This window comes from Marinobacter sp. CHS3-4 (assembly GCF_030053415.1).
GTDB lineage: Bacteria > Pseudomonadota > Gammaproteobacteria > Pseudomonadales > Oleiphilaceae > Marinobacter.
Window position 1 is genome coordinate 802998 of record NZ_JASGBJ010000002.1, and the last position, 14658, is coordinate 817655.

Annotated in this window: 14 protein-coding genes; 1 reads left to right on the top strand and 13 read right to left on the bottom strand. The window is 54.9% G+C overall.

What is annotated here, in order from left to right:
• Positions 1 to 17: 17 nt before the first annotated feature.
• From QLQ17_RS11630 to flhA, 13 genes are all read right to left on the bottom strand, one after another.
• A complete protein-coding gene (locus QLQ17_RS11630) occupies positions 18 to 506 on the bottom strand; it encodes a chemotaxis protein CheW (protein WP_283209742.1) in 489 nt (162 codons plus the stop codon).
• Positions 507 to 634: 128 nt separating this feature from the next.
• Positions 635 to 1420, bottom strand: coding sequence for a chemotaxis protein CheW (locus tag QLQ17_RS11635; protein WP_283209743.1), 786 nt, complete (start codon positions 1418 to 1420; stop codon positions 635 to 637).
• Positions 1413 to 2210, bottom strand: a complete 798-nt coding sequence (locus tag QLQ17_RS11640) for a ParA family protein (RefSeq protein ID WP_283209744.1) — start codon at positions 2208 to 2210, stop codon at positions 1413 to 1415. The genes QLQ17_RS11635 and QLQ17_RS11640 overlap by 8 nt, the downstream gene beginning before the upstream one ends.
• A gap of 177 nt (positions 2211 to 2387) precedes the next feature.
• Positions 2388 to 3170 (bottom strand): flagellar motor protein MotD, encoded by a 783-nt coding sequence (gene motD, locus QLQ17_RS11645; protein ID WP_283210159.1) that lies wholly within the window; start codon positions 3168 to 3170, stop codon positions 2388 to 2390.
• The gene (locus tag QLQ17_RS11650; RefSeq protein WP_283209745.1) at positions 3170 to 3910 is read right to left on the bottom strand and encodes a flagellar motor protein; all 741 of its coding nucleotides are present in this window, start codon (positions 3908 to 3910) and stop codon (positions 3170 to 3172) included. The genes motD and QLQ17_RS11650 overlap by 1 nt, the downstream gene beginning before the upstream one ends.
• A complete protein-coding gene (locus QLQ17_RS11655) occupies positions 3910 to 5052 on the bottom strand; it encodes a protein-glutamate methylesterase/protein-glutamine glutaminase (RefSeq protein ID WP_283209746.1) in 1143 nt (380 codons plus the stop codon). The genes QLQ17_RS11650 and QLQ17_RS11655 overlap by 1 nt, the downstream gene beginning before the upstream one ends.
• A gap of 38 nt (positions 5053 to 5090) precedes the next feature.
• Positions 5091 to 7364: a chemotaxis protein CheA gene (locus QLQ17_RS11660; RefSeq protein WP_283209747.1), complete on the bottom strand. Its 2274-nt coding sequence runs from the start codon at positions 7362 to 7364 to the stop codon at positions 5091 to 5093.
• Between the two features lie 16 nt (positions 7365 to 7380).
• Entirely contained in the window at positions 7381 to 8169 is a 789-nt protein-coding gene (locus QLQ17_RS11665) for a protein phosphatase CheZ (protein WP_283209748.1), read from the bottom strand.
• Between the two features lie 20 nt (positions 8170 to 8189).
• Positions 8190 to 8573 (bottom strand): chemotaxis response regulator CheY, encoded by a 384-nt coding sequence (gene cheY / locus QLQ17_RS11670; RefSeq protein WP_283209749.1) that lies wholly within the window; start codon positions 8571 to 8573, stop codon positions 8190 to 8192.
• A gap of 86 nt (positions 8574 to 8659) precedes the next feature.
• Positions 8660 to 9391 (bottom strand): RNA polymerase sigma factor FliA, encoded by a 732-nt coding sequence (locus QLQ17_RS11675; RefSeq protein WP_283209750.1) that lies wholly within the window; start codon positions 9389 to 9391, stop codon positions 8660 to 8662.
• Positions 9392 to 9421: 30 nt separating this feature from the next.
• Positions 9422 to 10234: a MinD/ParA family protein gene (locus QLQ17_RS11680; protein WP_283209751.1), complete on the bottom strand. Its 813-nt coding sequence runs from the start codon at positions 10232 to 10234 to the stop codon at positions 9422 to 9424.
• Positions 10235 to 10295: 61 nt separating this feature from the next.
• Positions 10296 to 11585 carry a flagellar biosynthesis GTPase FlhF gene (flhF, locus tag QLQ17_RS11685; protein WP_283209752.1) on the bottom strand — a complete coding sequence of 430 codons (1290 nt, stop codon included), beginning with the start codon at positions 11583 to 11585 and terminating at the stop codon, positions 10296 to 10298.
• A 59-nt stretch (positions 11586 to 11644) separates the two neighbouring features.
• Complete coding sequence (flhA, locus tag QLQ17_RS11690; protein WP_283209753.1) at positions 11645 to 13813, bottom strand: flagellar biosynthesis protein FlhA; 2169 nt, start codon at positions 13811 to 13813, stop codon at positions 11645 to 11647.
• Positions 13814 to 14019: 206 nt separating this feature from the next.
• Between flhA and upp the strand changes: the two genes are divergently transcribed.
• The gene (gene upp / locus QLQ17_RS11695) at positions 14020 to 14658 is read left to right on the top strand and encodes a uracil phosphoribosyltransferase (RefSeq protein ID WP_283209754.1); all 639 of its coding nucleotides are present in this window, start codon (positions 14020 to 14022) and stop codon (positions 14656 to 14658) included.

Here is a 14658-nt window from a genome sequence, read left to right on the forward strand (position 1 = left end):
TCCGGTCAAAACCGGCTTTACAGTGCGGAGATCTCAGCCCACTCGTGGTCTGACAGCATCTTGTCGAACTCGACCAGAATGATCAGTTCGCCGTTTTTGTTACACACCCCCTGGATGAACTTGGCGCTTTCCTCGTTCCCCACATTGGGTGCTGTCTCAATTTCACTGGCTTTCAGGTACACCACCTCGGCCACCGAATCCACCAGAACACCCATCACCTGGTTGGAAGATTCCATCACCACAATCCGGGTCGCATCGGTGACTTCCGCATCGGCAAGCCCGAACCGGCGCCGGGTGTCAATCACCGTGACCACATTACCCCGAAGATTGATGATGCCAAGCACGTAATCGGGTGCGCCGGGCACGGGGGCAATTTCTGTGTAGCGAAGTACTTCCTGAATCCGCATTACATCAAGGCCGTACGTTTCGTCATCCAGCCGGAAGGTCACGTACTGCAATACCTGATCATCATGAGCCTGATTCTGTTGTCCGCTCGGGGATGCCATAACCTTCTATCTCCTGTTCGGCTGCCCGACGGGCAACCTGATCGTCAAAAAATCATCATCAGTGCCCATTACTATAGTTCAGGGCACAAACCGTGCCAGTGAAGTCTGGCAGATCACCTATTTGCTGTTTAGCTAAGATCCAGATGATGCTCGCGCTCGGCGCGCACCAGCAGGTCAGCCATAGATTTCACATCAATCAGCGCGCACATGTGTTCAATCACCGTACCTGCCAGCCATGGACGCTTGCTACGGGCCGTCCGCCATCGCACCTGATCTGGCTTCAGCGTGAATGACTGGGCCACGTCATCGCAGGCCAGGCCCCATTCACTGCTGTCCAGCCTGATCACAAACCGATAATGTTCGCGGGCATCTGCAGGCGCACGGCCTGCCATAATCCACTCTGCGGAATCCACCACCCGCAGATTATGCCCCCGATCCGGACGCATGCCCATATACCATTTTGGGCTTCCTGGAATAGGTTTTACAGGTTCATCGATACGATGGATCGCTCCCAATAGAATCAATGGCACCGCCAGTTTCAACCCCGCCACGGTGAAAATCAGGCATTCAAACGGCTTGTGGGACCAGTCCGGTCTACCCGGAGGCTCCTCGGAAGGCGGCGAAGGGGCAAACCCTTCCACAGTTTCAGCTTTGGCTTCAGGGGCATTGTCTTCCGCTTCTTCAACGTCTGTTTCTGTTTCTGTTTCTGTTTCTGTTTCTGTTTCTGTTTCTGGCTCTGGCTCTGGCTCTGGTTCTGGTTCTGGTTCTGGCGCGGATACTGTTTCAACGGACAACTCTTCTACCACCGCGGTTTCATCCTTGGCAGAGTCGGTCGCTGTGTGCAGCAGTTCATCCAGATAGCTTGCGATCGCATTGGCGGGATCGGCTACCTGTGTCAATTTTTTGTCAGCCATCCCGGCGCTCCGTGCGGGCGCTGATGAGTTCTGGAAGATCTTTCAGTAAACGAGCGTAGGCCCGGACGCCATGGGTATCAGGGTCGTACGCGGAGGGCGTTAGCCCGGCCTGGCTGGCATCCCGAAAACGTGTATCGACGGGTATCGCGAATCGCCAGAGAGTGTCTTGATGGGATTTACGAAGCTGATTGAGACTCTTGACCGATGCCTGTGTGCGGCGATCAAACAGCGTCGGCACAATGGTGTAGGACAGGTTGTTCTTTTGGGAACGCATAATCATCTGAAGGGTGTGCAGCATCCGCTCCAACCCCTTGATCGCAAGAAATTCTGTCTGCACCGGAATAATAAGGTGCTGGGCGGCCGCCAATGCATTGACCATCAGCACCCCAAGCGAGGGCGTGTTGTCCAGCAACACGTAGTCAAAATCGTCCCAAAGCTGAGCGAGTGAGCGTGAGATGATGAGCCCCATGCCCTCAACGCCAACCATTTTGCGTTCCAGGGTCGCCAATGCGGTACTGGCCGGCAGCAGCGACAAATTGTCGCTGCTGGTGTCAGTGATCAGTTGCGCAGGCAAGCCATCAGGTACTTTGCCCTGGTGCTGAAAAAGATCAAACACACTGTGAGAAAGCGAGTCCGGGTCATATCCGAACCAGCTGGTCAGGGACCCGTGGGGATCCAGGTCAACCATCAGCACCCGCTTACCCTGCTCGGCCAACAGACCACCCAGCGCAACTACGGTAGTTGTCTTGCCCACACCACCTTTTTGATTCGCTACCGCCCAGATTCGCACGTTCAACTCCCCAGTATGACCGGCTCCGGTACCGCCGGAATCCTAAATGAATTATCGGCTGGTATCGGCCCAACTTGAAGAAATTTCGGCAAGCAATTGCCGCTACAGGATTTTCAGGAGAAGAAATACAGATATTGTGCCAACTTGCCAGAAGTGCCTGTTAAATCAGGCGCAGCCTTATCTCATGGCACCGCGAATGCTGGCATCCCGGGAAATCAGCAGCACCACCCGGCGATTCCGGCGGCGGCCTTCTTCGGTATCGTTGCGGGCTACCGGCTGGTACTGGCCATAACCGACCGCGGCCAGGCGCTGTGCGTCAACGCCTTCCATGGTCAGCATACGGACAACGGCCGCAGCTCTGGCAGCGGAAAGCTCCCAATTGGAAGGAAAGGCGTTGGTACGGATAGGCTGGTTGTCAGTGAACCCTTCAACCCGAACCGCGTTGTCTTTATCAACCAGCACCGAAGCAATGGTCTCGATCACCTCAAAGGCGTCGTAGTGGGGTTCAGCATCACCACTGCCAAACAGCAGACTGTTGCGCAGACTGAGTTCTAACCATTCCTCGTTGCTCTCTACCGTCACCACGCCCTGGTTGATCAGCTCATCAAATTCCAGCGCAAGTTGATCAGCCATTGCCCGCAACGCCTCGGTTCGGCCTGCTTCATCCATCGTGGGGTTTCGGGGCGCTTCCGTGACCGGAGGCTGGATCACGTCTTCGGCAGCTTGTTCGGGCGACCCCTGTGGCCGTTCGCCAATTTCGATTGGCTGGAAAGATCGTTGAGGCGCGTTGAATACGCCGGTCAGTGTTTCAGACAGAACCTTATATTTGCCCTCGTTAACGGACGATACCGAATACATCACCACAAAGAATGCAAACAGCAGCGTGATAAAGTCGGCGTAGGAGATCAGCCAGCGCTCCGTGTTGTGCAGATCGTCTTCCTCTGTCCTGCGACGTCGGATCACTGCAAGAAGCCTCTTAACCTTAGTTCGATGGATTTCGGGTTCTCACCTTCGGCAATCGCGATGATCCCATCAATCATCATGTCTTCGTACCGCGTACGCTCGCGCAGAATACCCCTGAGCTTGTTGGCGACCGGGAAAAACAGCAGGTTGGCCAGAGCAACGCCGTAGATGGTGGCAACAAAAGCGGTGGCAATACCGCTGCCAAGGGATTGTGGGTCTTCAAGATTGGTCATGACCTGGATCAGACCCATGACCGCACCGATAATACCGATGGTTGGAGAGTAGCCACCCATGGCTTCAAACACCCGGGCGGATTCAGTATCCCGCTGCTCCCGGGATTCCAGATCCACTTCCATGATACTGCGAATGGTTTCGGCTTCGGATCCGTCTACGAGTAACTGAAGTCCTTTACGCGCAAAACGTTCCGGCTCCTTTTCAGCCAGACCCTCCAGCCCCAGAAGCCCCTGCTTCCGAGCTTTCACGCTCCAATCAATGACTTTTCCAATGCCGTCTTCCAGACTGATATAAGGCGGGAAAAACACCCAGCGAACCTGGCTAACCGCCCGTTTCAGCAGCGGCCAGGACGTTTGCAGAATCGTCGCCGCCAGGGTGCCGCCGATGACGATCAAGGCTGCGGGACCATTAAACAACGATCCCAGCGCCCCACCCTCAAGAAGATTACCTCCAAGAATCGCCGCAAAAGCAAGAATGATACCGAGGAGGCTAAGGATGTCCATTAGCTGACTCCTTCTACCAACCGCGCGCCAATCTCATCAAGAGCCAGAACTTCGTCACTCAGACCGGCCTTGGCTACCGCCATCGGCATGCCATAGATGACCGAGGATTTCTCATCCTGGGACCAGACGTCTGATCCACTTTGCTTCATCAGGCGGCAGCCTTCTTTTCCGTCTGCGCCCATGCCGGTCAGGATCAGGCCCAACGTTTTGCCGGGGAAGGCTCTGGCCACCGAACCAAAAGTAACGTCCACACAAGGCTTGTAGTGCAGACGATCATCCCCTGGCAGTATGCGAACTCGCGCCTGGCCGCCGCGGTTATCAACAATCATCTGTTTACCACCCGGGGCCAATAACGCCACGCCGGGCTTCAACGGATCGCCGTCCTCGGCCTGGCGGACCTCAATTTTGCACAGTTTGTTGAGACGCTCTGCAAACGCCGGCGTAAAACTCGCGGGCATATGTTGAATCAACAGAATGGGCGCAGGGAAAGACGCCGGGAGTCCCACAAGAACTCGCTGCAGAGCCACTGGGCCACCGGTCGACGTGCCAATCGCAACCACGCTGTAATGCTTCGCAGCGCCTCGGCGGGCGCTTCTTCTGGGTGCTTCCGGCTGCTCAGGCGCCTTTTCTGCTACGCGCTCCGGCGTCTTGGTGGCGGACCGCTCACGACCCGCTGATGGGCTCGATGAGGGTTTCGCCGCGGAGGACGGCGCCTTTGCAGGAGTTGGTGCCTTGTTGCCAGGCTGGCTGCGGGCAACATCCAGAATCCGTTCAATCAGTATCTTTTGGAGCTGACTGGAATCCCTGGCAATCTCTTCAAAGTTTTTGGGCAGAAAATCGACAGCCCCGGCTTCAAGAGCATCCAGTGTGACCCGGGCGCCCTCGTAAGTGAGCGACGAAAACATCAGCACGGGCACCGCCCGTTTGCTCATAATTTCCCGAACCGCAGAAATGCCATCCATGACCGGCATTTCGTAGTCCATGGTGATGACGTCTGGTTTCAGCTTCTCGGCCAGCTCAACGCCCTCACGGCCGTTCGTCGCAACACCAACCACCTTGATTTGGCCAGAAGCCGTCAGTATCTCCGTCAGTCGTTTGCGGAAAAACCCTGAATCGTCAACGACCAGGACAGAAACCGTCATCCATTTCTCCTAAACCTGGCCATGCTGCATTACTTCCCTTAGCCGTAGTGCTGCAGCAGGCTCGGAACATCGATAATAAGTGCGATACGGCCGTCACCGGTGATGGTGGCACCCGCCATACCGGGGGTACCCTGGAGCGCACGGCCAAGGGGCTTGATGACAACCTCCTCCTGGCCAATCAGCTGGTCCACTACAAACCCGACGCGGCGCGTTCCCATCGCAACGATGACCACGTGCCCGCTTTCAGGTTCTGGGCCACCGTCTCTAACCAGCCAGCGTTTGATGTGGAAAATCGGGAAAACCTTGTCCCGCACCACAATGCATTCGCGACCGTCCACAACATTTTTCTTGGTCAGATCCAGATGGAATATTTCCACCACATTGACCAGCGGCAAGGCGAACGACTGTTCGCCCAGCATAATCATCAGAGTAGGCATGATCGCCAGAGTCAACGGCACTTTGATAACAATCCGCGACCCTTTGCCGAGCTCAGACTCGACATTGATCTGGCCATTCAGTTGACTGATTTTGGTTTTGACCACATCCATACCCACACCGCGACCAGAGACATCAGAGATCTGGTCCTTGGTGGAGAAGCCGGCCGAGAAAATCAGGTTGTAGCATTCGTTATTGGTCAGACGATCTGCAGCGTCCTGTTCGTATACGCCTTTCTCGACAGCCTTGCGTCTGAGCACGTCCGGGTCCATACCCGCACCATCATCACTGATGGAAAGCAGAATGTGGTCACCCTCCTGCTCTGCAGACAACACCACATTGCCCTGCCGGGGTTTGCCGGCCTTCTCGCGAACCTCAGGCGACTCTATGCCGTGATCAACGGAGTTGCGAACCAGGTGGACCAAAGGATCAGACAACGCCTCTACCAGGTTTTTGTCCAGGTCGGTATCTTCCCCGTGCATCTCAAGATTGATCTCTTTCTTGAGGCTTCGGGCCAGATCACGAACCACCCGGGGGAAACGACCAAACACTTTCTTGATGGGCTGCATCCGTGTGGCCATCACCGCAGACTGCAGATCCGTCGTGACAACATCCAGATTCGACACCGCTTTGTGCAAGTGCTCATCTTCACTGTCGGTACCCAGACGCTGAAGACGATTTCGAACCAGCACCAGCTCCCCCACCATGTTCATGATGTCGTCCAACCGCTTGGTGTCGACGCGGACGGACGTTTCGGCCACCGGAGCATTAGCATCGCGGCCAGGCATGGCAGGCGCTGCGGCATTGCCAGCTTCTTTTCCGGATTCGGGCTTGGCTGCGGAGTCTTTATTCCCTGACGGCTCTTTTTTGGCTGGGGGCTCTTTCTTGGCTGAGGACTCTTTCTTCGCTGAAGGCTCTTTATTGGCTGAAGACTCTTTTTTCGCAGATGACTCTTTCTTCTCTGAAGAGTCTTTCTTCGCAGCCGGCTGTTTCTTGGCAGGGGCAGATTTCTCGTCGGCCTTACCTTCGGTGGGGCTGCCGCCTTTGCCGTGAAGATCGTCCAGGAGCTTTTCGAATTCATCATCACTGATCAGATCCGGATCACCGCCCTGATCTGAACTATCCCCTGAAGACTTGTCCTTCGCCGTGTCTTGTTTCTTGTCGTCTTTCTTCTCGTCTACCGGTGGTGGGCCGGAAAACTGGCCTTTTCCGTGCAAATCATCCAGCAGGCTCTCGAATTCATCATCAGTGATTTCGTCATCATCATTGTCTGAATCTGATGACTCTGCTTTCGCCGCCGGCTTGGCACTACCGCTGGCTTTCTTTTCGTCTTCCAGGGCGTCCAGAAGCTGCTCGAACTCGTCGTCAGTGATGTCGCCACCGTCATCTTCGCTGTCGTTGGACGAGTCGTCTGAGTCAGAGCCCTCCTCGTCCTCATCATCACTGCCTGCTTCAGGTTCTTCAGCGTCCTCGGGGTCTTCATCGCCTTCGGGGACTGCTAGCTTGTCCAGTGCCTGAATCAGTTGTTCTGGCGCTGGCGTGGGTTCCTCGCGATGACGCACCTCCTCGAACATGGAGTTAACGTTATCGAGCGCCTCCAGCACAACATCCATCAAATCGGAATTAACTTTCCGCTTGTGATTGCGAAGGGTGTCGAAGACGTTTTCCGCGGAGTGGCAACAATTCACCAGTGCTTCCAACTGCAAGAAACCTGCACCGCCCTTTACTGTGTGGAACCCACGGAAAATGGCGTTCAGCAAATCACTGTCGTCGGGACGCTGTTCAAGCTCCACCAATTCTTCAGACAGCTTTTCGAGTATTTCACCGGCCTCTACGAGAAAGTCCTGTAAAATCTCTTCATCAGCATCTAACGCCATGCGTTACCCTCTCAACTCAGAAACCAAGGCTCGATAACAGATCATCTACGTCGTCCTGTCCGGAAACCACATCTTCCCGCTCTTCAGAATTGATCTGCGGGCCAACGCCTTTCTCGGAAGATTCCTTTTCCTTTTCTTCCAGTTCGTGCACTGTGCCAGTCATCTGATCCACATGGCTCGCCATAACCACAAGGTTCAAAAGGTGTTCTTCCACTTCCTTGACCAGTGTTGTGACCTTCTGGATAACCTGCCCTGTCAGATCCTGAAAATCCTGAGCCAGCAAAATCTCGGACAGGTTGTCGTAGGTCGCGCCTGCATCGGCATTCAAATTAATGAAGAAGGTATCGATTCGAGCGTACAGGGCTCTGAATTCTGACGGCTTCATTTCTCTGCGGCGCAACCTTTGCCATTCATCGCGCAGTTCGGCGGCTTCATCCCTCATAGAGCTGGCACGAGGCATCGCCTCTTCAACAAGATCCATCGTGCGATTGGCAGCCTTGCTGGTCATCTGCACCACGTATTCAAGCCGATCTGACGCATCAGACATCATCGACAGCGCTTCAGATTGCTCGGCGTTGCGAGGATCAATCTGAAAATTCCGGATCGCCTCGTGCAGGCTGCGTGTCAGCCGCCCCACTTCCCTATATAAGCTCTGATCCCTGACTTCGCTCAGGTCGTTGATCAGCGTCATCGCTCGGGCATAATCACCGGCATTGACCTGCTCAACCAGCTCAGCAGCCTGATTGCGGAGCTTCTCGGTGACCTCGGGATCGAGGCTTTGATGGTCTTTCTCGCGCTTGCTCATGGAGCCCATCCAACCTCTGGTTACTGGATTCGTTCGAAGATCTTCTCAATCTTTTCCTTGAGAACCGCTGCCGTGAACGGCTTAACCACATACCCGTTTACCCCGGCCTGCGCAGCCGAAACGATCTGGTCACGCTTTGCCTCTGCCGTCACCATCAGCACAGGCAGTGTTTTCAGATCGTCGTCAGCACGAACTTCCTTGAGCAGATCCAGGCCGGACATACCCGGCATATTCCAATCCGTTACCAGAAAATCGTACTTGCCGCTCTTGAGCATAGGCAGAGCGGTGTTGCCGTCATCTGCTTCATCGGTGTTGGTGAAACCGAGGTCTCGCAGCAGGTTTTTAATGATCCGTCTCATGGTTGAGAAATCATCCACGATCAGGATTTTCATGTTTTTGTCCAATGGGACCTCCAGTTAGAAATGCCCAGAATTCATTCTTTGTCGTTGGCCTACAGTTTAGCAGGCCATTGATTAATCCGCTGTTTCGGTTACTGATGCCATTCTGACAGCCGACCCCTTAAACGAAGTGCTGCCTGGCTGTGTATCTGGCTGACCCGGCTCTCGCTCACTCCCAGGACAGCGCCGATTTCTTTCAGGTTGAGCTCTTCCTGATAGTAGAGACTCAAAACCAATTTTTCTCGCTCTGGCAGCTCCTCGATGGCACCGACCAGGCTGCTTCGGAAGCTGTCTGATGCCAGATCTTCCAGAGGGTTATCATCCGCGTCTGTTTGGTCTATCGGCAGCTCACCCGAATCATTAAGCTCATCCAGACTAAAAAGCCGCCCACTGTTGGCATCACTGAGTCCGGCGTAGTATTCGTTAATGTCCAGACCCAGCTCTTCCGCCACTTCCCAATCCTGGGCTTCTCGTCCCAGACGGTCTTCCACTGTTTTGATCGCTCGGGCAATACGACGAGCATTTCGGTGAACTGACCTGGGAACCCAGTCGCCCTTGCGAATCTCATCCACCATGGCGCCACGAATTCGAATGCCAGCGTAGGTTTCGAAAGTAGCGCCTTTGTCCGAACTGTAGCGTTGCGCCGCTTCCAGGAGCCCCATCATGCCAGCTTGCGTGAGGTCTTCCAGCTGAACGGATGGAGGGAGTCTCGCCATCAGGTGAAGTGCAATTTTCTTGACCAGAGGGGCATGCTCCTCAACCAGTGCTGAAGCGCCGCCTGATCCGGTTCTCTTATAAATTCCGAGTTCTTTCGCCAATGTCATGTATCCGGTTACTCAATGACAGGATCAAAATCAGACTTCGACGAGCCGCTCCACAAAGAATTCCAGATGTCCTCTGGGAGATGATGGTAATGGCCAGTTGTCGACTTTTTCAGCCAGCGCCTTGATTGCGAGAGACGCCTTAGCCCGTGGGTATGCATCCAGAACCGCTTTTTGTCTTTGCACTGCTTTTTTAACCGCTTCGTCATACGGCACTATTCCTACATATTGTAGCGCCACATCCAGGAACCGCTCGGTTACTCGCGTTAATTTATCAAACAGATGACGACCTTCCTGCTCATTTCGGACCTGATTGGCAAGGATACGGAATCGGTTGGTGCCGTAATCCCGATTCATTAATTTGATCAGGGCGTAGGCATCAGTAATCGAGGTAGGTTCGTCGCACACCACCAGAAGCAGCTCCTGGGACGCGCGAAGAAAACTGACAACGGATTCTGAAATACCGGCAGCAGTGTCCACAATCAATACGTCAATCTGGTCACCCAGCTCGCTGAACGCATTGATCAAACCCGCATGTTCCATATTGGAAAGCTGGGTCATTCGCTGGGTTCCGGATGATGCGGGCACAATCTTGATGCCGCCGGGGCCGTTCACCAACACGTCTCTCAGGTCGCACTCACCGGAAATAACATCCTGAATATTGCGATTGGCTGTTATACCAAGCAGTACGTCAATGTTGGCCAGGCCGAGGTCTGCATCCAGCAGAACCACACGACGCCCCATCTGGGACAGCGCAATGCCAAGATTGACTGACACGTTGCTCTTACCAACGCCCCCTTTTCCGCCTGAAACCGCAATTACCTGAACCGGGTGTGGTCTGCTCATACTGACTCTGTTCTCTTGCCCCGCCTGAGCGAGTGCTCTGCATTGTTTTTAGAGTGTATTCCTACACTGCAACGGCATTCTGTTGCTGGAGCTGCTTCAGCCTTTCTACAGCCATTCTCACCAGCGTGACAGACTCAGCTCGGTGCAGATCCTCAGGGATTTTCTGTCCATTAGTGTAGTAAGCCACCGGCAAACCTGTCTCCATGACGAACCCCAGAGCCTCTCCCAGGGTCAACGCCTCGTCCGTTTTGGTGACCACACAACCAGAGAGATTTGCCATCTTATAGCAATGCCAGACGGATTTCATGATCCGAGGCTGACTGGTCGCAGATGCAACCAGATGCGTCTGTATACGATGATGACTCTTGGCCAGCTCATCGAGCTGTTCTTCATAGCCTTTATCGGAGCTGGTCAGCCCCGCCGTGTCAATCAACACCAGATGACGATCAGACAGGTCATCCAGAATATCGTCCAGAGAGTGGCGTTCATCAACCACCCGGACAGGCACGTTCAGAATCCGTCCGAATACAAACAACTGTTCGTGTGCCGCAACGCGGTAACGATCGGTAGTCACAAGCGCCAGGGATTCGGGGCCGTGCTGAAGCACGTAATGCGCCGCCAGCTTGCCGATCGTTGTTGTCTTGCCTGAACCTGTCGGGCCAACCAGGGCATAAACACCACCTGCTTCGCCCCACTCTGCACGATTGGTTTTTAGACCCGCTGACAGCATTTTAAGGGACTGTTTCCAACCTTCCTCCAGCCGACCTTCCCGGTGCCGCCGCGCCAGGCTTCCCGCCAGTTCCAGACCCAGCCCAAATTCCTGAAGCCGCTCGGTCAGTCGCTGCTGAACCGCATTATTCGCCGGCTTTTCCGCAGCCTCATGGCGCTGTGCGCTCATCATATCGCGAAGTGAACTGATCTCCGCCCGCATCTGCGCCAACTCGCCCGAATAGGCCTTTTCGGAAAATGGATCGGAGGCGTCCGTCTCCGCCTCCGAAAAACGGTTCTGCGCACTCTGGGGATGCCTCACTGCCGGTTGCTCCACCCGCTCTTTTTCTGACTGGGTCTCGCGAACTTCACGAATCCGGTCCCTGGAGCGATTCAATTCATCTTCCAGCTGACGATGCTGTTCGGCCTGCAATTCCGCCAACCGGGATCCATTGGTCGCTTCTTTAGCAGCGTCACCCAGACGCTGACGCGCCATGTTTTCGTCGTAATCCAAAGCCGTCACAATTTCGACACCACCATCGACCCGACGGTTGGAAAGAATCACCGCGTCGTCGCCCATCTGCTCGCGGACCTGGCGCAGCGCCTCAGACATGCTTTGTGCGAAAAACCGTTTTACTTTCATGATGAACTTTCCTCCGGGGCCCGCGATATCCTTCGCCTGCCGCTATGTGAGCCGTGACCTTACTGGCCGACGGAAGCCACAATGGTTATCTGTTTGTTATCAGGCACCTCCTGGTAGGACAGAACGTGCAGGCGCTCTACGCCATAACTTGCAAACCTTGCCAGCACCGGCCTGAGAGGTCCGGACACCAGCAAAATGGCCGGTTTGCCCAGCATTTCCTGTCGCTGGACGCTGTCCCTCAGGGACCGCTGAAGCTTCTCAACCATGTTGGGCTCCAGCACCAGGCCAATATCGTCCTGTCCGCCAGATTGTTGACTCTGTTGTACCGACTTCAGCAATAACTGTTCCAGATCCGGATCTAGCGTGATCACCGGTATTTCACTGTCGTTGCCACAGATGCTCTGGATGATCATCCGCCGCAGCGCCTGACGGGCCATGGTGGTCAGAACTTTCGGGTCCTGACTCTTCGGATGCACGTTCACGATCGCCTCGGCAATCGATCGCATATCCCGGATCGGCACTTCCTCTTTCAGCAGGTTCTGCAGCACTTTCAACAGCAGGCTGATGGAAACGGTGGTGGGCACCAGCTCTTCGGCCAGCTTGGGAGACATTTTTTCGAGCTGATCCAGCCATTTCTGGACTTCCTCGTGCCCAAGCAATTCATGGGCGTGTTTCTGCAGAATCTGGTTCAGGTGGGTCGCAACGACCGTGCTGGCATCCACCACGGTGTAGCCCAGAGTCTGAGCCTGGTCTTTTTTGTCGGGCTCGATCCAGCTGGCGTCCAGACCAAACGCGGGGTCCTTACCTTCGATTCCTTCAATTTTCCCGAATACCTGACCCGGATCGATGGCCAGCTCCCGATCAGGATGAATCTCGGCCTCTGCAATCGTGACGCCCATTAAAGTGATGCGATAGACATTCGGCATCAGGTCCAGGTTGTCGCGAATATGAACCGACGGCATCAAAAAGCCCAGATCCTGGGAGAGCTTTTTACGAACACCTTTTATGCGGCTGAGCAACTGCCCACCCTGGGATTTGTCCACCAGGGGAATCAACCGGTACCCCACTTCCAGCCCGACGATGTCCACAGTGGCAACGTCGTCCCAACCCAATTCCCGAGTTTCGCCAGGGGGTGGAAGCTGGGCGCCCTGCTCCGTGGTTTCACCACCTGCTGGAATTTCCCGTCCGCCGCCACGAGGTGCGCCGCCACGGGCCGGGAAAACGCTATCCTCTTCCACGGTCTGTCGTTCATGATTCCAGATGTACCAGGCAATACCGCCCGCGATGGACCCCAGCCCCAAGAACGCCACGTGCGGCATCCCGGGGATCAAACCCAGAATAATCAGAATGGCGGCTGCAATGCCCAGCGCCTTTGGCGCATTGAACATCTGTTCCAGAATCTGGCCGCCCATGTCCTGGCTGGAAGTCACACGGGTCACCATGATGGCCGCAGAGGTAGACAGCAGCAGCGAAGGAATCTGAGCAACCAGACCATCACCAATGGTCAGCAGGGCGTAGTTCTGCATCGCGGTCCCAAAATCCAGGCCATGCTGGATCATGCCGATGGCCACACCACCGATGATGTTAATCGCCAGAATCAACAGGCCGGCAATCGCATCACCTTTCACAAACTTACTGGCACCGTCCATGGAGCCGTAGAAATCCGCTTCCTGGGCAATTTCGGAACGACGGGCCTTGGCTTCCTCCTGATTGATCAGGCCAGCATTCAGGTCCGCGTCAATGGCCATCTGTTTGCCTGGCATCGCATCCAGGGTAAAACGCGCACTGACCTCTGATACCCGGCCTGCGCCTTTGGTGACGACGAGAAAGTTGATAATCATCAGAATGGCAAAGACCACCAGGCCAACGGCGTAATTGCCGCCGATCAGCACGGCACCGAAAGACTCAATAACCTTACCAGCGGCATCGCCACCTTCATGGCCATTCAAAAGCACAATCCGTGTAGATGCCACGTTCAAGGCCAATCTGAGCAGTGTCGCCACAAGCAGCACCGTGGGGAAAGAAGCAAATTCCATAGGCCGCAGTGCGTAGACACACACCAGAAGAATCACAATGGACAGGGTGATATTGAACGTGAAAAACACGTCCAACAGGAAAGTCGGCATGGGAAGAATCATCATGCCCAGCAAGCCCATCAGCATTACAGGAACGCCGACGTTACCCCGCGTCAGGGATTTGACATTATCGAGGACAAGCGCTCGGTCCATGCCGTCTTATTCTCCGAGAAACAGTCAGTTGCAATTGGATGTGGTCGTTTTTTTGACGCCACACCTACACATAACCCTGTCTTCGCAATATCCGTACCAGTACTGAACCGATTTCTTTCGGCCTCGCCTGACGCCTCCTGTCAGATACGGTATCCTTGCGGTTTTGCGACAGATAACGCTTTGCGACAGACAGAAGGGATCCCGCCATGCCAATTCACGAGGTAGAACATCCGCTGATCCGCCATAAACTCGGCCTGATGAGACGCGCAGGCATCAGCACCAAGAATTTCCGGGAGCTGGCGCAGGAAGTAGGCGCACTGCTCACCTACGAGGCCACCAAGGATTTTTCACTGCAGGAAAAAACCATTGACGGTTGGGCCGGCCCCGTGACCATCGAGCAGATTCAAGGAAAGAAAATCACGATTGTTCCCATCCTGCGCGCAGGCCTGGGCATGCTGGATGGCGTCCTGAGCCTGATTCCTGGGGCCAGAGTCAGTGTTGTTGGTCAGGTTCGTAATGAAGAAACCCTGGAAGCCAGCACCTACTTTGAAAAACTCGTGGGCGAACTGGACCAGCGTATGTCCATGATCGTCGATCCCATGTTGGCGACAGGCGGCTCACTGATTTCGACCATCGATCTATTGAAGAAAGCAGGCAGTACCGAAATCCGAGCGCTGATTCTGGTGGCCGCTCCGGAAGGCGTGGAGAAGGTTCTGGCGAAACATCCCGACGTGTCTATCTACACCGCATCCATCGACGACGGCCTGAACGACAAAGGCTACATTCTTCCGGGCCTGGGCGACGCAGGCGACAAAATATTCGGCACTAAACAAAAGGACGTATAA